Source organism: Prevotella aff. ruminicola Tc2-24 (assembly GCF_900110895.1).
GTDB lineage: Bacteria > Bacteroidota > Bacteroidia > Bacteroidales > Bacteroidaceae > Prevotella.
Genome location: NZ_FOIQ01000005.1, coordinates 276,669 through 295,221 on the forward strand (window position 1 = coordinate 276,669; position 18,553 = coordinate 295,221).

Consider the following 18,553-nt stretch of genomic DNA (forward strand, 5'->3'; position numbering starts at 1 on the left):
TTCTTTACTTGGCACATGGTGTCCAAGGCTTCAGAGTCTTGAAGAAGTCGTTACCCTTATCATCGACAAGGATGAATGCGGGGAAGTCCTCAACCTCAATCTTCCATACAGCCTCCATACCCAACTCGGGATACTCTACGCACTCGATGCTCTTGATGCTCGACTGAGAGAGAACGGCAGCCACACCACCGATGGTGCCCAGGTAGAAACCACCATGCTTCTTACAAGCCTCGGTCACCACATCGGAACGGTTACCCTTGGCAATCATCACGAGTGAGGCACCATTAGCCTGGAACTCATCCACATAAGGATCCATACGGTTGGCCGTGGTGGGACCCATCGAACCACAGGGGTAGCCCTCTGGTGTCTTTGCTGGTCCTGCATAGAGCACAGGATATTTCTTGAAGTAATCGGGCATGCCCTCACCAGCATCCAGACGAGCCTTCAGCTTGGCATGAGCGATATCACGGGCCACGATGATGGTACCCTTCAGGTTTACACGCGTAGAGACAGGATACTTGCTCAGCTCTGCACGTACGGCATCGATACCCTCGTTGAGGTCGATCTCGATACCCTTTCCGCCCTCACCCGGCTTACGGAGCTCCTCAGGAATCAGTTCCGTGGGGTTCGCGTCCATCTTCTCCAGCCAGATACCATCGCGATTGATCTTCGCCTTGATGTTTCTGTCGGCCGAGCAGCTGACACCCATGCCGATAGGACAAGAGGCACCATGACGCGGCAGACGGATCACACGGATATCGTGAGCGAGATACTTACCACCGAACTGGGCACCGAGTCCGATCTTCTGAGCCTCCTTGATGAGTTTCTGCTCGAGGTCGACATCGCGGAAAGCACGACCAGTCTCATCGCCTGTGGTAGGCAGACCGTCGTAGTACTTGATGCTGGCGAGCTTCACTGTGAGCAGGTTCTTCTCTGCTGAGGTTCCACCAATCACGAAGGCGATGTGATAAGGAGGACATGCGGCTGTTCCCAGTGATTTCATCTTCTCCACGAGGAAGGGGATGAGCGTACCCTCGTTCTGGATGGTTGCCTTGGTCATGGGATAGAAATAGGTCTTGTTGGCCGATCCACCACCCTTGGCCACCATCACGAACTTATACTCTGCACCCTCAGTAGCCTCGATATCAATCTGGGCAGGGAGGTTACAACGGGTGTTCACCTCGTCGTACATGTTCAGCGGCGCATTCTGCGAGTAGCGCAGATTGTCCTGCGTGAAGGTATTGAAGACACCCAGCGAGAGGGCTTCCTCATCCTCAAAACCAGTCCAGACCTGCTGACCCTTCTCACCATGGATGATGGCGGTACCCGTGTCCTGACAGAAAGGCAGGATGCCCTTGCAGGCCACCTCTGCATTACGAAGGAACTGCAGGGCTACATACTTATCATTCTCCGAGGCCTCGGGATCGGTGAGAATCTTGGCCACCTGTTCGTTATGCTCGCGACGCAGCATGAACTCCACATCGTGGAATGCCTGCTGAGCCAACAATGTCAGGGCTTCCTTAGAGACCTTCACGATCTCCTTTCCCTCAAATTCTGCGGTGCTCACACCTTCCTTGGAGAGCAACCTGTACTCTGTGTTGTCCTTGCCCACCTGAAACATCGGGGCATACTTAAATTCAACTGCTTTTGCCATACTAGTATTTGTTTAATGTCTCTTATTCATATATCAATATCCAAATATCTCTTCTATCGTGAGGCGGCGGATAGGACCGATTTTTTCCAGCGCTTCCATATCAAGCTCCTTCTCATCGCCCAGGATCAGGTAACGGAGCGGTTTGTTGGCCACGTTAGCCTTCTCATAGTCCACGATATCCTGAAGCGTCACCTTCTGCAGATTCTCATAGATCTTCTTGTTGAAATCGAAGTCGAATCCCAGGTTCTTCATGGCATACCAATGGTAGATGATATTCTCCTTCGTGATACGCAGACTGGCGAGCTGTTTCGTGAGACCCTCCTTCGCAATATTGAAGGCGTTCTCGCTGGCCGGCATCTCGTCAAAGATCTCCTTGAAGTGGTTGATGCAGTCCATCATCTTATCGTTCTGGGTGACGATATGCGTAAAGAACGACTCCGTCTCACCCTTTCTGTTAGGTTGGTAATATATGGCACCAGCATTGTAGGCCAGTCCACGGGCCTCACGCATCTCCTGGAACACGAGACCATTCATACCACCACCCAGATACTCGTTGAACAACGACATCACGGCAGCCTCATCGACATGCCAGTCGCGGTTCTCATTATGGTATGCACGCATGTAGATATTCTTGGCATCGAAGGGAGCTATCCAAACCTCGTTCTGGTTGGCCTCCTGCTTCACGTAGTAGTTGTTCTGAGGCACAGCCTGGAGTTTCTTAGCCGTCTTGTGGTACTTGTCAACAAGAGCCGAGATCTTATCCACGCTCAGCGGACCGTAGTAGTTGGCGGTATGCTCATAGTTGCTGAGGTTCTTCAGCAGATCGACGAACACCTGAGGATCAGTCTCTTTCAACTGCTTCTCGGTCAGCACATCACTGAGAGAACTGCGCACACCATATATTCCATAGGCCAGAAGATGGTTGAAACAACCTGTTTGGTTCTTCTTGGCATCCTCACGATTCTTCAGCACCTTCTTCACCATAGCCTCATAAGCCTCCTTGTCGACCTTGGCGTTACTCATCAGGTCCTCGAGCAACTCAAGGGCTGGCTGCATGTTCTCGTTCAGACCATAAAGATAAACATACGTCGCATCGGCACCTACGCTCACATCCATATCGCAGGCCAGCTCATAGAACTTCTGGCGCACCTCAGTGGCACTCAGTTTCTCTGTACCCAGGAGGTCGAGGTAATCTGCGGCAACGCTATAACGGTTGTCTGCGCTCTTTCCGAAATCGTAGCGGAAGAAGAGTTCGAACAGACCGTTGGTATTGTTCGCCACATAGTATAGAGGGAGTCCTTTCTTTGTCTTAGCGACAGTGAGATCCTTCTCAAAGTCCACGAAGCGGGGGTGGATAGGCTCCACCTCCGAGTCCTGGATAGCCTGTACGAAGGCACTCTTCATGTCGCGGTTAGCCTGGATAGGTGTAATGGCAGGCTTATCGATCTTCTTCTGCAGAGAGTCGACGCCCTGACGCTTGTACACCACGGCATAACCATCTGTGAAGAACTGGTTGGCGAAATCAACGATCTCCTGCTTCGTGATTCTGGAGATACGATCCAGTTTGCCGACCTCATCCTTCCAGTCTATCTCATTGATGAAAGCATCCACAAACATATCAGCTCTCACCTCGTTGCGCTCCAGACTCTGGTAGTATCTACGTTTCTTGTTATTGATGATACTGGGCAGGAGGTTGTCTGGGAAGTCACCCTTCTTCAGCTTGTCGATCTCAGCGAGCAAGAGCGCCTTCACCTCGTCGAGACTCTGACCTTCCTTGGGTGTTCCCATCACCATAAATTCACCCAGGTCATGGTCCAACTGACACGTTCCGTTGGCTTTCTGTAGCTTCATCTTCTGTACCAGGTTCAGATCGAAGAGTCCCGCACGACCATTATTTAGTACATCCTCCATCAGCTCGAGGGTGTCGGCCTGTAAGGAGTTGGCCTGCTTGGCCTGCCAGCCCATCCAGATCTGCTCGGCTTCTTGACCAACGACGGTTGTATCCCTGGGTTGGGTGAATACAGGCTGTTTGGGGAACACAGGCTGGCGCACATCGTCGCCTGGTTGCCAACTTGAGAAGTACTGGTCGATGATGGCGATGGTCTTCTCGGGATCCAGATCGCCAGCCATACAGATGGCCACATTATTGGGACGATACCACTTGTTGAAATAGTTCTTGATATTCGTGATCGAGGGGTTCTTCAGGTGCTCCTGCGATCCGATAGTGGTCTGAAGACCATAGGGGTGCGTAGGAGCCAGCATCTTGTTCATCGCGGCCTGAAGCTTGCGCCAGTCGTTAGTCAGACTGATATTAAACTCCTCATACACGGCCTCCAGCTCTGTATGGAAACCACGTATTACCATATTCTGGAAACGGTCGGCCTGAATCTTTGCCCAGTTCTCAATCGCGTTCGACGGGATATCCTCCATATAGCAGGTGACATCGTCCGAGGTATAGGCATTACACCCCTCAGCACCGATGGCCGCCATCAGTTTGTCATACTCATTGGGGATGAAATACTGGGCAGCAACCTGAGAAATAGAGTCGATCTCATGATAGGCCTGCTTACGGGCCTCGGGATCGGTGAGCTTGCGATAAGTCTCATAACGCTGTTCGATCTCGTCGAGCAGAGGAGCTTCAGCAGCATAGTTATTGGTACCGAACTGCTTAGTACCCTTGAACATCAGATGCTCCAGATAGTGAGCCAAGCCCGTTGTCTCTGAAGGGTCGTTCTTCGAACCTGTACGCACGGCGATATAGGTCTGGATACGGGGCTTCTCCTTGTTGACGGAGAGATACACCTTCAGACCGTTATCAAGTGTATAGATACGCGTTTTCATCAAGTCGCCATCAACCGTGGCGTACTTGTAGTCTTTGGCCTGAACACTCATTCCAAGCAACAGGCCACATACTGTCAATAATAATTTAGTTCTCATTGTGTAATTGTAAATTGTATATTCAATTAAGTTCTTCAATCTTTCAATTCTTCAATCCTTCAATTCTTCAATTCTCATAATCCACCTCATGATCGAGTTTCTCGAGGAAATCCTCATACACCTCCTGCTCCACATCACCCATGGCATATTCCTTCTCCGCATCCTTACGGATCTCGGCAATCCATGTACGACGGGCTTTCACATAATCCTCGCGGATCCGCTCACAGGCAGCCTCGTCGAGTTCGTCCAGATGGTAATAGTCAAGAATCATCTGATAGCTCCATGCCCAACGATAGTCGCGGTAACTGTTATGGATATCAGCAAAGCGGTCGAGCACCTGTTGGATATTGTCAAAGACACCTCCCTTGATATCACTGATCAGACGCTGTTCCTCACTCTCAGGCATCAGCAGACCGCTCAGATCCACCCATTTGCCCTTGCCGATACTACTAACGGGCTTCCCTATATAACCTTCTTTCTGGGCACGCTTCAGGACGGCACCCATATAGATACGCAATGCGATGTCATAGTACTTTAGTCCTTTACGCAGGGACGAGGCATTGATTACATACTCATGGAAGTTATAGCTCGACACATTCTCACCCGAGGCGTGACGCAAGTCTTCCAGGATCTTGATACCTTGCATAATCTCTCCCACAGTGAAAGGCGATAGCCAGTCGAAGTTGATGATACTCTTACGCGACAGCTTCGAGCGCTTATCTCGCTTCGGCCATTTCTTGATATCACGATACAGACCGACTGTTGTGATGTTACGTCCTGGCACCAGCACCATCTGGTCGCCATAGGCTATCAGATAAGAGAACGGCAGGTTACGGGTGTCGGGATGGTGCATCAGCTTGCCGAAGCAGACGGAGAAAGCGCCGATGGTGGCAGGCATCAGGATATAGGCTCCGGAAGCCGTCTTCGTACCGCGCTCCAGTGTTCCCCAGTGCATCGGTCCCATCTTATAGGCATGGTTCGAGAAGTTGGTGTTTGAGCCGGCATTATAGAAAGAGAACTCGCCGCCAATAAGCAGTGAGCTCTTATGATGTGAGGCCGAGAACGGGCCACAGAAGGCAGCACAGGCCTCACCGTTGGCCATGAACGAGTTGGCGAAGAAGAGACTGGCCTCGGCCGTGAACCCGTTGGTTATCTGACAGGCTTCTCCCACGAAGCAATCCTGCATCTTCACGGAATTATTGATGGAACAGCCGTCGCATATGATCGAGTTCTCACATATCACACCCGTGCCGATAAACACAGGCGCATCCGTCGAGCTCATCACCGTACACTCACTCAGTCGTGCAGCCCCACTGATCTCACAGTCGCCCTTGATGATGGTGTTCGTGATATCCTTGGCATTGATGATCTTCACGTTATTGCCGATAAATCCGCGCTCAGGTCTTGACACGCGCAACTCATCCTCGATCATCTGTTCGAGAATACGCTTCAGTTCCTTGTCGGTGTTGTATTTCACCATGAAGGCGGCCATCTGACTGTTCAGTTCTCTGAAGAGCGTCACGTTTCCGTCGCCCATCTCATTCAGCACACTGATGATGCTACCTTCACCATAGGTAGCGTCGTCTGTCGTCTCCAGCGTACAGATATTCGAGAGATAGCAGTCATTGCCTATCGTATAGTTGTTGATATAATTTCCGACTTTCTCTATCAGACAATCATTACCGACGGTGACGTTTCTCAAGGTCGCGTCATTAATACCAGAATGCTTGAAGAAGCCTTTGCTCACCTCCACCTGTTTGTTGAACTCTCCCAGACGGATATCGCCATAGAATACGACACGATGGAAATTATACGGCTTAAAATTCTCATGCACCTTCACCTTCTGCCAGTCCTCCGCCCAGCAGACATTATTCTCCAGCACCTCAATCTCTGATGGCGTGAGTTGTCTGTAGTCACTCATAAATACTTATTTTTGAATTTGTTTCACTTCATTTATTAGGATACGTTCATCCATCCTCATCTCCCTCGTCTACTCCTCTATCGTATAGAGGAAGTCGTTATACGGATACTTCTGAACATGCAACTCGCGTACTCGCTTGTAGATGATATTACGGAGTTCATCGATGTTCTGTTTGTTCTTGGCCGAGATAAAGATACACTCCAGATAATGCTGGTTCTCACCCGTCTTCGCCATCCAGGTCTTCTGCAGGTCTTCCAGCGTATAGTTCTCCTTCGTCAGAGGCGTCAGGTCGTCCTCCTCTTTCTCCACCCACGTATAGGCATCGATCTTATTGAACACGAGCAGTGCCGGCTTATCAGCACAGCCGAGCTCTTTCAGCGTCTCTTCCACCACCCGTATCTGCTCCTCGAAGTCTGGGTGCGAGATATCCACCACGTGTACCAGCAGATCAGCCTCGCGCACCTCATCGAGGGTACTCTTAAAGCTCTCCACGAGGTCGGAAGGCAACTTACGGATAAATCCCACGGTATCAGCCAGAAGGAAAGGCAGGTTGTCGATGGTCATCTTCCTGACAGTGGTGTCAAGGGTGGCAAACAGTTTGTTCTCAGCAAACACCTCACTCTTAGCAAGCAGGTTCATCATCGTCGACTTTCCCACGTTTGTATATCCCACAAGAGCCACACGGATCAGACGACCACGGTTCTTACGCTGGGTGGTCTTCTGCTTGTCGATCTCAGCCAGGCGCTGCTTCAGCAGGGTGATACGCTGTAAGATGATACGACGGTCGAGCTCCAACTGGGTCTCACCAGGACCACGGAGACCCACACTACCCTTACCGCCACCAGAGCCGGAGCCACCGCCCTGGCGCTCCAGGTGTGTCCACAATCGCTGCAGACGGGGCAGCATATAACGGTGCTGGGCCAGTTCCACTTGCGCCTTGGCCTCAGCCGTCTGGGCACGCATGGCAAAGATATCCAGGATCAGTGAGGTGCGATCGAGGATCTTCACCTGTAGTTCTTTCTCAATATTCCGGATCTGCTTGGCAGAAAGCTCGTCGTCGAAGATCACCATACCCACAGGTTGGGGAATCTCCACACCGTCGGGCATCTGTCCGCCATTAGCCAACTGCCACTCGCTCAGCTCATCCATCGCCTCGTCATAGGCATCCTGGCACTGCTTGATATATTCCTTAATCTCCTGCAGCTTTCCGCTGCCTACATATGTCGTCTGACTCGGTCCGCCCACCTTCTGGGTAAACCGCTTCACCGTCACGGCACCTGCCGTGTCGGCTAAGAACTCCAATTCGTCAAGATATTCATTGGTTTTCGCTTCGTCTTGCTCCCTCGTAATCAGGCCAACCAAGACGGCCGTTTCCGCCTTTGCTTCAGATATTACAAATTCTTTCATTCAGACTTTCTTCAATTTGCTTACAAAGATACTTCTTTTTTGTCACAGATGAAACAGATTAACACAGATTAATAAAAAAAAACGAAGAATCCTGTGTCTGTTTTTCTAGAATTTTGTACTTTTGCAAAAATTTCAGACCATCTAAAACAATAATTATTATGAGAGTAATCATTCAAAACGACTACCAGAAATTGTCCCAGTGGGCAGCAAACCATGTTGTCGAGCGTATCAATCAGTTCAACCCGACACCCGATCACAAGTTCGTGCTGGGTCTGCCGACCGGTTCTTCTCCCATAGGCATGTACAACGCACTGGTAGAAGCAAACCGCGCAGGCAGAGTTTCCTTCAAGAATGTCATCACATTCAACATGGACGAGTATGTTGGCCTGCCCGAGACACATCCGGAAAGCTACCACGCTTTCATGGCACGTAATCTGTTTGATCATATAGATTGTCCCAAAGAGAATATTCATATCCTCAACGGCAACGCTCCCGACCTGAACGCAGAGTGTGCGCACTATGAGCAGATGATTCTCGAGGCTGGCGGCATCGACCTGTTCATCGGCGGCATCGGTCCCGACGGACATATCGCCTTCAACGAGCCGGGCTCTTCACTTCGTTCCAGAACACGTATGAAGACCCTGACCACTGACACACGCATCGCCAACTCTCGCTTCTTTGGTGGAAATCCTGAGAATGTGCCTGCTCACGCCCTTACTGTTGGTGTGGGAACTGTCATGGATGCCCGTGAGGTCATGATCCTGGCCAACGGTCACGGTAAGGCACGCGCCCTGCAGGCTGCCATCGAGGGTAGCGTCAACCACATGTGGACCATCAGCGCCCTGCAGATGCACGAGCACGGTATCATCGTGTGCGACGAGGAGGCTGCCGACGAACTGAAGGTTGCTACCTACAAGTACTTCAAGGACATTGAGAGTGACAATATTCTTTAACACAAATGAAGATTAGAGAATGAGAAAGACCCTCTTCCTTTCTATCTTCCTAACGTCATCAGTCTTCACCCAGGCTGATGACGTTACGGTTTTATCCCCAGACAGCAATCTGCAGGTGACTATCAGCACCAACGATGGGGACGTAACCTATGCCGCCACGCTCGGCGGATTACAAGTGCTTGAGAAATCTTCCCTGGGACTGAAGACAAGTGTTGGCGACTTCACGCATGGACTGACCATGAAAAATTGTCACAAAAAAGAAGTGTTCGACTGCTATACCATGCGCAGCACCAAGACCGCTTCGTCCGAATACCATGCCAACCAACTGACACTCGACTTCGAGAATCAGGAAGGACGGACGTTCAGCATCATCTTCCAGGTCAGCAACAACGATATTGCCTTCCGCTACAGCATCCCTCGTCAGAAGTTCGATGACAAGGAATACAAACGCGCGATCGTCTATCAAGAGAAAAGCAGTTTCCTGTTCCCCGACAGGACCACCACCTTCATCTCTCCTCAGATCGGACCAGAGACTGGTTGGGAACAGACGAAGCCCAGCTATGAGGAGGGCTACTCTGCCGACGCCCCCATGGCCGTCAGATCCCAATACGGTCATGGCTATATCTTCCCGGCACTGTTTCATGTTCAAGGCGGAAAGAGTCAACAGGAGGGCTGGGCCTTAGTCTCCGAAACAGGTGTGACTGGTGGCTATTGCGGCAGTCATCTCTCCGACTACCAGTCGGGCACCGGCTATACCGTCGCCTACCCCGACAAAGGCGAGAACAACGGGTTCGGCTCGGAGTATGCCGGCATTCCTCTTCCCGGTGAGACCCCATGGCGCACGATTACCGTAGGCACCAGTCTGAAACCTATCGTCGAGACCACCATCTCTTACGACCTGGTGAGTCCTCTCTACGAAGCCTCCACCGACTACCAGTCGGGTCGCTACACCTGGAGCTGGCTCATCTGGCAAGACAATTCCATCAATTACGACGACCAGGTGAAGTTCATCGACCTGGCTTCGGCCATGGGCTTCGAGTACTGCCTTGTCGACAACTGGTGGGATACACAGATCGGTCGTGAGCGCATCGCCGAACTCTCCCAGTATGCCCAGTCGAAAGGGGTTCATCTGATGCTGTGGTACAACTCCAACGGCTTCTGGAACGACGCCCCCCAAGGACCACGCGACTGCATGAATACCAACATCGCCCGTGAACGGGAGATGGCATGGATGCAGCGCATCGGCATCAAGGGCATCAAGGTCGACTTCTTCGGTGGCGACAAGCAGGAGACCATGCGTCTCTACGAGGATATCCTCAGCGATGCCAACCGATACGGTCTGCAGGTCATCTTCCATGGCTGTACCGTTCCTCGCGGATGGGAGCGCATGTACCCCAACTACGTGGCCTCCGAGGCCGTCCTGGCCAGTGAGAACGTGTTCTTCAATGAAGGGGCAGCCATCCGTCAGCCGTTCGACCTCACCCTCCACCCCTTCTGCCGGAATGCAACAGCCTCCATGGACTGGGGCGGCATCATCATGAACAAGTATCTCTCGAAGGACAATAAGAGTCGTCATCGTCGTAAGACGACCGATATCTTCGAGTTGGCTTCAGGTATCATCATGCAGACCAGTATCCAGTGTGTGGCCATGCAGCCCAACAACCTCGACGAACTGCCTCAGTTTGAGATGGACTTCCTGCGCCAGCTTCCTACAACATGGGACGAGACCTGTTTCATCGACGGCTATCCCGGCAAGTACATCATCCTCGCCCGTCGCCATGGAGACGACTGGTATGTGGCTGGTCTCAACGCCAAGAAAGAGCCGATCACGCTGACCCTCGACCTCTCCTTCCTGTCCGATGACGCGACACTCTATATAGACGACACGAAAGGAGCGCCTGTGCAGACCACGCTCAAGCGCGACAAGAAAGGACGGGCCAAGATCACACTACAGTCTAACGGCGGTATGGTGATCTACTGATCCGCTGAAAGTCACAGAACGAAAAAGCCCTCATCGATCGATGAGGGCTTTATATTTCTTATTCTTTCTCTTTAATCCTTCTTTCTCCGCCACGGGAAGATGATCCTAACCATATCCTTGCGTTCCTCTTTCTTCAGGAAGAATGCCGAGGTGACAAGCAGCAGCAGACCTTCCGTGGCCATGACATGAAGCAGACCGTTCAGCGGACCGTCCACCTCCGACCATTTCAGGTAATAGGCACCGCAGAAGATCAGGACGGAGATCAGTGTCATCATCAGGAAGGGCGTATACACCTCCTTGACGAAATACATGAAGGGGAACTTAAACTTCCTGGTTGCCACCCACACCGTGGCCGAGTGGTTCACCACCTCCAGCACAGACATCCCGATGAACACCGTCCAGAACGGCAGTCCCTGCTGGAGCAGGAAATAAGCCAACGGGAGAATCAGGATCATCACAGAGATCTCGATGATCTGATATTCCTTCATCTCACCAATAGATATAAAGAACTGGTTCACCAGCTCATGAAGGGAGCGCAGCAGATGATAGATGCTGATGGCCAGCAGGAAGGGGATGACGTGCTCAGGCACATGTCCCAACCAGAACTGGACGATGGGACGCGCGAAGATCAGCAGCGGCACCACGATCAGCAGGTAGAAGATGAACGTCACCTTCGCATTATAGCCCAACAGCTTGTAGAAGGTACGTTTCTCGTCATAGGCAGCCGAGGCGTTGATTTGAGGCTTGTAGGCCGTGTTCACGTTCGTCACCAGCGTGCTGACACCACCCATCATCTGATAGGCGATGGTACGCGCCGCATTCACGGTGACACCTCCTGCAAGGTTCAGGATGAAGTTCACGCCCTCATGTGTCAGCTGGTTACCTGTATTACCCAGGAAGTTCCAACCGGCAAAGCGACCCATATCCTTGATCAACGACTTATCCCACAGCCAGTGGAACTTCGACTCGACGAAATGACGATGGCAATAGATGGCCGTGACCGTCAGCATCAGGATCGTCACCACCAGCAACAGGACGGAATAGTTAATCAACTGCTCAAACGGGCCGATAGATATCAGGAAGATGATGACAAGGCGCAGTGCGTAGTCCATGATGGAGAACAGCGCATACACATCCATCCGCTCGTTGGCTATCAGCAAGGCATCGTAAGGCACGGTCATCATAGAGACAATGGCCGTGACGATGGCCAACTGGAACAAGACCTTGGCCACAGAGAACTGCTCCGGGGTCAGGTTCAAGTGCATGAACACCACCATTCCCACCGTCTCCATCAAGACGAAGAACAGACCGGCCAGCACCAGTTGTATCTGCACACCTGTATTGAATATCTTGTTCTGCTGTTTCTCGTCGCCCAGTCCTTTCGTGTAATTTAGGAACCTCTGTATCGCAGAGGAGAAGAAGATACGCAAGGAATGGAACATCAGCACAACGCCGCTCACGATATTATAGACACCGAAATCTTCTATGCCCAATTTCTCCAACAGAACTCGAGCCGCATAGAAACCCAACAAAATGACAATGATGCTCCTTACGAAAAGGAACACCGAATTTCTGAATATCACCTGTTTAGCGTCTAACTGCTTCATATCATAGAGGAATCTGCCAGCTGTTTTTTCTTATCCAACTGGCAGCATCTTTCCAATTTGCGTGCAAATTTACTGATTTTTTTCGATACAGACAAGAAAAGATTAGAAAAATATAGTCTGCCCCTCTTCCCATTCATTTTCCACGGTGAAGGAGAACGAACTGGAACGTGTCGCAGACGCTTCACGACTGAACAGATTTCCATGACAGACCGTGATACGGTTGCGTGTTATCGGGATACTGTCTATCTGTCTCTCTGTCAGCACTGCCAAGCAAGAATCCGTCTGCTGGTATCCCTCCACCGTCACCGTCAGATAGCGACTGTCTTCGCGTGGTATCGTGTATATCTCATATTGCCTGACATCGCTGACGACATCACAGAACTCTTTCTGTTTGGACTTGACGACACCCCAGCCCGTCGTAGCGTCAACAGTGCCCGACCCTCCCTCATAGGCAAAACGGATCCTATTGACGGATGGCGGCGGTGCATCATCGAGTTCAAAGCGCACCTTCGCCACGATACGCCTCAAAGACAACACACGCTCTATCGGTTCGTCACCAACAACCAGACTGTCGCCATAGAGGAAGGTGTCTGAATAGCCTATGCCTTCCGACTGATTAGAGAACCTGATCTTCTGTGCATTGGTCATCGTCGGGTTCTTGGAACTGTTGTGTGCGAGAGCCACCAGATAATAGTGGCCTGCAGGTAGGAGAAAGCCCACCTGCCCGAAACCCGCGTCTCCCGCCTTCTGGTTCACCTGTTTTACCCGCAGCCCCGTCTCGTCATAGACCGCGACGTTCAGTCGGGTACTCACATCCCCCACTGCCGCCCTCGTCCTGGCAGGAAAGGGCACCTGCTCGAAGCTGGCGACACGCACCACGACATTGGGCGTTTCCTTGTCACCGCCCTCTGAAAGATCATCGGCATTCATTTCCTCACACGATGCCATAGAGAGCATCATCATACTCACGAGAACGCATGACAGCGATCTGCCTACACGACCTGTATAAGAAAAGCAGAAGTGCTTGTTCTTCATAATGTTACCATTTAAGTTAAACAATGATTATACACTGCAAAGTTAACTTAAACCTGTCACATTCTCACCAAACCCGTTGTATATTTAATATTTTTTTACTCTTATCATACACGACAAGCCACTTCCCCACACTGTCATCTCAACCTAAGACCCTTCCGGACCGAGGATTCATCTCCTATATCAGTCCATCTTCGTCATGTGATAGCCCATACGTCGCAGTTGCATGGCAGTGCCATACAGGTAGAGCTGACGCAGACAGGCGACATACCCCTCGAAGGCCTCCTTCGTACCAGGCTCAAGACGCTGATGCATCAAGGCGTTATATACCCGTGAGGCACACTCGCCCGTCACCTTCTCCAGCACGATATAGTCGGCACCCTGTAGCGACAGCACCTCCTCGCGGATATACTCGTCCATCGCATCGTAGCCCCGCTTGTCGCGCATATAGCCATAGAGGTCCTCGATCTTCGAATAGATCTCCCACTCCGTGTCCCACATCTTCGCCACAGCCATGCCGATATACATCATCCAGCCGAGCGAGGCCGAGGGGAAGTCCTGGAACTCACGGATGCCGTCGGGGATGTATGCCTTGGCTATCGCCTCCCACTTATCCTCCACGTCGGGGCACTCCGGCAGCCGCTCGTCCACCTCCTTGATGCTCAGCAGGAACTGATGCAGGTCGGCGTGTAGTTGCTCTTCAAAATTCTCCATCATCTTTTTCAATCAAGAATGTAAAAGCCTGCCTCTGTGGGATGGTCGAGCACCATGCTCTTCGGATCCTCCTTGGTCAGAAGCCAAGTCATCCAGATATCGCCAGCGGCTCCACCTATGAAGAAGATGCCCCATAAAAGCAAGGGCACGTTGCCGATGAGCAGCGCCACAACCGAGGGGATGATACCCATCACGATACAAGGCATCATGGCTCCCTTTATGTAGTCTGGGATACGCATCGGCTCATCGCAGTGGCAATAGGGGGTGAGCATCTTCCACATCACGCCAAAGCTGATGCTCTTCCATCCGCCTGGCACATAACAGGCCCACGTGATACCGTGAATAAGCTCATGTATCACGGCGCCGACTATCAAGCCAAAGAAAGCCACATACCATTGTGTCTCGCTGCCCAACAGCTCCGCCAGCGGCTTGCGTCCTACCCAAATATAATAGAACGGCACCAGAAACACGACTGCCGACACCAGCAGGATGACAAAGGCAAAGAGATTCGCCTTGACTATATTTATCGACACTTTACGCTTGTTCTCTTCTGACATATTCACAAAACTTACTTTATTAATAAACGACTGCAAAGGTACTCATTATTCCCATTATTTTCGTATTTTTGCACCGATTATTTAGGATTGTTTATGATTATGGCAAAGCGAGAGTATATAAAGGCCAACAAGGATTGGCTGGAGGCCAAGGCCAAGGAAGAGGGGGTGAAGGCACTACCCAAGGGCATATATTATAAGGTATTGGGCGAAGGCAAACAGGACAGTGCGAAGCCAACCGTCCGTAGTATCATCACAGCCCACTACACGGGTAGGACGATTGATGGAAAACAGTTTGACAGCAGTCGTGGCGGCGTGCCTCTGGCCTGCCGTCTCTGCGACCTCATCGAAGGATGGATCATCGCCATCCAACAGATGCATATCGGCGACAAATGGGAACTTTACATCCCTGCCGAGATGGGCTACGGCAAGTTCTCCCAGCCCGGCATCCCCGGCGGTTCAACCCTGATCTTCGAGATCGAACTCCTGTCTATCGCATGACACTCCCGAAGTTCATCATAACGATCATTTCAAATATATCAATATGAAAACGAGAAATAAAATAGCATTAGCAGCATTTATCATTCTTGTTGTGGGTATTGTAGCATACATTACAATTCCATTCCCCAAATTTGAACAGATAGATGTTAGAGATTATACAGCCCCGAGCGATAAAAAGGGAACATTTAGATTTCGGCTATATGATTACCATCACTATATTTATGTTCACAAGGGCATGTCATTTCGTGAAATACCATGTTATAGCGGTGATGGAAGCAAGCATATTCTTGACATAAAATTCAATTGGGATAATAGTATCAGTATCTCTGAAAAAGATCATAAAACCATACTACATATAGATAGTATACATTGTGAACGGACATTATCCTATATCATTGGATATCATGTAGGTAACGAGTACGTTTTTGAAGATGTTCCTGAGGAGGCATATTTTGAGAGTATTTCATTCCATGACTGTAAGCAAATATGTGACTCGGTGTCATATATGGTTTGTGACTCTAAGCAAAGGTGTGACTCGGTGCCATATATGATTACTCTTTATAGACAGAAGCGTTCTCTTCCGAATGGACCAAAAAGATATGGCTTTGAATTGTATATAGACAATCAGCGCCTTTCAACAGGAAACATGCAGAATGAGCATGTCTTTGAATATTAAAATAGGTGAGCAGGTGAATAAACGATAGCCTAGTTGCGGACATTTCGGGGCCAATTGTTTTTACCTGGCAGGAAAGTCGGAGTTTCCTGCCAGGTTTCTGTTACTTTACCGGCATGAAACTCCCAGTTTGCCCCCTGCCCTTTCTTTATGCGGATTCATGGTGGTATGCGATTTGTAAATATTGTGTGCCAAATATCGGATGCTTCCCAATATCGTTCACCACCATTATAAAACAAAGTATCCAACTCTTGAGCATTTTTTTCTCTTTTTTCTTCTTTCGTCTCATGATTTTGCGCTACATTTGCAAAATAATCTATAATAACACAACCCCATGGCAAAGATAACTGTTCAGGACACAGAGATTACGGTTGTTTCCCATAACAACGATGATTACATATCTCTTACGGACTAGTGCCACCAAAGCATGGACAAAAGATGAAAAAGATTCTCATATTTTACTTAACGTGCTGTGTTTCCTATATTTTATTGGGACTGATAGCAAATTACAACAAAATAGATACTCAAGAATTCAAATTTGGATTTAGTATTTTTCTTATATTTGTTGTTTTAATCTATATTCCTTTGTGCACAATAATTGTATGGCTATTTTATTATTCAAAAATTAATAAATCCATATTGTCAAATGTCTTCTACGGCATTTTATACTGTATATTTCCTAGTTTGCTTTTAGGGCTGGCAGATGTGTTAAGTCACATTACAGACTTCAGTCTTAATTGTATAAAATCAGACTACATCTTTTATGAGATCTTTGCAATACAAAACCTATTAATTATCGGTTATGGAATAATAAAACGATTTATAAAGACCAAGGAGACAAATATGGTATATCCCTAGAGACAGAATGGCTGTAAAGGTAACATTATTATACGGGATTTTAGGGCGCATGTTTATGGTTCCCCCTCCATCACACGCTTACCAATGAAATACAAATAATCCCCCTCACACATTTGGCCGTTTCAGACAAATTGCCTATATTTGCCCTCGATATCAACCATATATCGCATGGGATTGCACGACGGACAAAGCGTGCGTTCAGAGTAGATGGTGTAACATATAATGGAATTTCTTGAAAATGAGAAGAATTGTTATATTGTTTTTTTGTATAAGTTTTCTCCAATCGTGCTATACGACAAGAAGAAACATTGATGACCAGTTCGTGAAACAAGAAATCCGTATATATAAAAGAGTTGGGGATAACTACAAGGTACACTACAACATTCTTAGAATGTATATTATACTGAAAATGACCAATTCTGTTTATGAGATTTACACGGAGACTGCAGAAGGAATTATGGGAAAGTTTTCTTTGAGGAACGACACATTAACCTTGTATCACGACTTTCAACTTGGTTTTTCTGACAGTACAATTAACGTCGCAAAACTTAATAGAAAAGATACTATTCCAGAATTCTATCCTACAAAGTTTATTGTCAGAAAAGACAGTCTGATAGATATTACAGATTATTATGATTTCCCTGAATATCAGAAGGCATTTACTCGTCCAAAGGAAAATTACATTTTGGTAAGATAGAAGGAAACGATTGCATGAGTTTATCAATTTATATGAAATATAGTTTAATCGCATTATTCTGTTGCTTTTTGATGTTTACTGCGTGTGGGCAGAAACATACGAACAACTCTGATCGCAAGTCAGAATCTTGTATTAAGGATTCACAGAAACATACAGGAAAGAAACCTGTTATTGAGAGAAGACAACCAACCGTTAGCGACGTGAACTTATTCATGTTGAGAAAAACATCTGATGAATTCGATAACCTATATTATTTATTTCTTAATGCCGACTCGCAGTTTGAGATTCTCCTTTATGCGATAATTGCTACAGACAAATTCGACATCGCATCTGGATATTACGAGATTGCTTGTTGTCTGACCAATTGCTTAAGTTATCTTTCAATAGGAACACACTCGAAAGAGATGGCTTCTCATTATCTTAAAATCGGCTCAGAGAAAGACAAAATATGTACAGAAGCATATAATTCTCTTGATAAACGTAAGGATTATGAAAAGATGTGGCTACCAAAGAAAAATAAAAGCCCATTAGCAGAACTTAAAGCAAATTCACTGATGGGTTCTATTAGGGATTACAATAAACTTAGGAGTGAACTTCTTCATGAAGACCAATATGATTTGTTGTTGTATTATTCCTATATAATGGTAGAACGGTATAACTATATTCCTGCGAAGAAGGATATTATAGATATTATGGAGAAGGCATATGAAAAATATGGCTTAGGGAAATATGGTAAAGACGCAGATTACTTCTGTAGTTTCTTTCAAGAGTAGATACCCCAAGAATAGAACAAAAGGGGGCTTTTGTGTTAGTGCGCAGAACAAATAATCCTACTCACAGATTTGGTCGTTTCAGACAAATTGCCTATATTTGCCCTCGATATCAACCATATATCGCATGGGATTACAAAAGAGCGGCACGACGGACAACTTCACGTTCTACTACCAGAACAAGGACCATCTGGGCACGGTGCGTGAGACGGTGACCTCGACGGGCGCGATGAAGCAGCGCGTGAACTACTACCCCTTCGGCGGCCAGCTCGTGGACACCCTGAAGGCGATGGT

Annotated in this window: 13 protein-coding genes; 5 read left to right on the forward strand and 8 right to left on the reverse strand. The window is 48.7% G+C overall.

Features of this window, described 5'->3' with window-relative positions; genetic code table 11:
- Nucleotides 1-4: 4 nt before the first annotated feature.
- From BMY63_RS10630 to hflX, 4 genes are all read right to left on the reverse strand, one after another.
- The gene (locus BMY63_RS10630; protein ID WP_091916623.1) at nucleotides 5-1,654 is read right to left on the reverse strand and encodes a fumarate hydratase; all 1,650 of its coding nucleotides are present in this window, start codon (nucleotides 1,652-1,654) and stop codon (nucleotides 5-7) included.
- Between the two features lie 33 nt (nucleotides 1,655-1,687).
- Nucleotides 1,688-4,591: a M16 family metallopeptidase gene (locus BMY63_RS10635; protein WP_091916625.1), complete on the reverse strand. Its 2,904-nt coding sequence runs from the start codon at nucleotides 4,589-4,591 to the stop codon at nucleotides 1,688-1,690.
- Nucleotides 4,592-4,658: 67 nt separating this feature from the next.
- The gene (locus BMY63_RS10640) at nucleotides 4,659-6,512 is read right to left on the reverse strand and encodes a DUF4954 family protein (protein ID WP_091916627.1); all 1,854 of its coding nucleotides are present in this window, start codon (nucleotides 6,510-6,512) and stop codon (nucleotides 4,659-4,661) included.
- A 69-nt stretch (nucleotides 6,513-6,581) separates the two neighbouring features.
- Nucleotides 6,582-7,919, reverse strand: coding sequence for a GTPase HflX (hflX, locus tag BMY63_RS10645; protein WP_091900690.1), 1,338 nt, complete (start codon nucleotides 7,917-7,919; stop codon nucleotides 6,582-6,584).
- 158 nt (nucleotides 7,920-8,077) lie between these two features.
- On the opposite strand from hflX, the gene nagB reads away from it, so the two are divergent.
- Nucleotides 8,078-8,872: a glucosamine-6-phosphate deaminase gene (gene nagB, locus BMY63_RS10650; protein WP_091900692.1), complete on the forward strand. Its 795-nt coding sequence runs from the start codon at nucleotides 8,078-8,080 to the stop codon at nucleotides 8,870-8,872.
- Nucleotides 8,873-8,891: 19 nt separating this feature from the next.
- Nucleotides 8,892-10,853 carry a glycoside hydrolase family 97 protein gene (locus tag BMY63_RS10655; protein ID WP_091916629.1) on the forward strand — a complete coding sequence of 654 codons (1,962 nt, stop codon included), beginning with the start codon at nucleotides 8,892-8,894 and terminating at the stop codon, nucleotides 10,851-10,853.
- A 71-nt stretch (nucleotides 10,854-10,924) separates the two neighbouring features.
- Here the strand turns inward: BMY63_RS10655 and BMY63_RS10660 are convergent, their stop codons facing one another.
- From BMY63_RS10660 to BMY63_RS10675, 4 genes are all read right to left on the reverse strand, one after another.
- Complete coding sequence (locus tag BMY63_RS10660; protein WP_091916631.1) at nucleotides 10,925-12,460, reverse strand: lipopolysaccharide biosynthesis protein; 1,536 nt, start codon at nucleotides 12,458-12,460, stop codon at nucleotides 10,925-10,927.
- A 102-nt stretch (nucleotides 12,461-12,562) separates the two neighbouring features.
- Nucleotides 12,563-13,495: a FimB/Mfa2 family fimbrial subunit gene (locus tag BMY63_RS10665; RefSeq protein WP_091916633.1), complete on the reverse strand. Its 933-nt coding sequence runs from the start codon at nucleotides 13,493-13,495 to the stop codon at nucleotides 12,563-12,565.
- Between the two features lie 180 nt (nucleotides 13,496-13,675).
- On the reverse strand, nucleotides 13,676-14,209 hold the full coding sequence (locus BMY63_RS10670) for a hypothetical protein (RefSeq protein WP_371113585.1): 534 nt from the start codon (nucleotides 14,207-14,209) through the stop codon (nucleotides 13,676-13,678).
- Nucleotides 14,210-14,214: 5 nt separating this feature from the next.
- Nucleotides 14,215-14,763: a DUF3267 domain-containing protein gene (locus BMY63_RS10675; RefSeq protein ID WP_091916635.1), complete on the reverse strand. Its 549-nt coding sequence runs from the start codon at nucleotides 14,761-14,763 to the stop codon at nucleotides 14,215-14,217.
- 99 nt (nucleotides 14,764-14,862) lie between these two features.
- Between BMY63_RS10675 and BMY63_RS10680 the strand changes: the two genes are divergently transcribed.
- The 3 genes from BMY63_RS10680 (at nucleotide 14,863) to BMY63_RS12215 (ending at nucleotide 18,262) form a co-directional block, all read left to right on the forward strand.
- A complete protein-coding gene (locus BMY63_RS10680; RefSeq protein ID WP_091916697.1) occupies nucleotides 14,863-15,261 on the forward strand; it encodes a BamJ family beta-barrel-assembly machinery protein in 399 nt (132 codons plus the stop codon).
- Between the two features lie 43 nt (nucleotides 15,262-15,304).
- Entirely contained in the window at nucleotides 15,305-15,937 is a 633-nt protein-coding gene (locus tag BMY63_RS10685; protein WP_091916637.1) for a hypothetical protein, read from the forward strand.
- 1,956 nt (nucleotides 15,938-17,893) lie between these two features.
- Nucleotides 17,894-18,262 carry a hypothetical protein gene (locus BMY63_RS12215; RefSeq protein ID WP_143065779.1) on the forward strand — a complete coding sequence of 123 codons (369 nt, stop codon included), beginning with the start codon at nucleotides 17,894-17,896 and terminating at the stop codon, nucleotides 18,260-18,262.
- The last annotated feature ends 291 nt before the right edge of the window (nucleotides 18,263-18,553 follow it).

Bases quoted from the DNA above. Each gene is read 5' to 3' on its own strand.
- BMY63_RS10630 (WP_091916623.1), bottom strand. From the start codon at position 1,654: ATGGCAAAAGCAGTTGAATTTAAGTATGCCCCGATGTTTCAGGTGGGC.
- BMY63_RS10660 (WP_091916631.1), bottom strand. From the start codon at position 12,460: ATGAAGCAGTTAGACGCTAAACAGGTGATATTCAGAAATTCGGTGTTC.
- BMY63_RS10635 (WP_091916625.1), bottom strand. From the start codon at position 4,591: ATGAGAACTAAATTATTATTGACAGTATGTGGCCTGTTGCTTGGAATG.
- BMY63_RS10675 (WP_091916635.1), bottom strand. From the start codon at position 14,763: ATGTCAGAAGAGAACAAGCGTAAAGTGTCGATAAATATAGTCAAGGCG.
- BMY63_RS10665 (WP_091916633.1), bottom strand. From the start codon at position 13,495: ATGAAGAACAAGCACTTCTGCTTTTCTTATACAGGTCGTGTAGGCAGA.
- hflX (WP_091900690.1), bottom strand. From the start codon at position 7,919: ATGAAAGAATTTGTAATATCTGAAGCAAAGGCGGAAACGGCCGTCTTG.
- BMY63_RS10680 (WP_091916697.1), top strand. From the start codon at position 14,863: ATGGCAAAGCGAGAGTATATAAAGGCCAACAAGGATTGGCTGGAGGCC.
- BMY63_RS10670 (WP_371113585.1), bottom strand. From the start codon at position 14,209: ATGATGGAGAATTTTGAAGAGCAACTACACGCCGACCTGCATCAGTTC.
- BMY63_RS10640 (WP_091916627.1), bottom strand. From the start codon at position 6,512: ATGAGTGACTACAGACAACTCACGCCATCAGAGATTGAGGTGCTGGAG.
- BMY63_RS10655 (WP_091916629.1), top strand. From the start codon at position 8,892: ATGAGAAAGACCCTCTTCCTTTCTATCTTCCTAACGTCATCAGTCTTC.
- nagB (WP_091900692.1), top strand. From the start codon at position 8,078: ATGAGAGTAATCATTCAAAACGACTACCAGAAATTGTCCCAGTGGGCA.
- BMY63_RS10685 (WP_091916637.1), top strand. From the start codon at position 15,305: ATGAAAACGAGAAATAAAATAGCATTAGCAGCATTTATCATTCTTGTT.
- BMY63_RS12215 (WP_143065779.1), top strand. From the start codon at position 17,894: ATGGCTTCTCATTATCTTAAAATCGGCTCAGAGAAAGACAAAATATGT.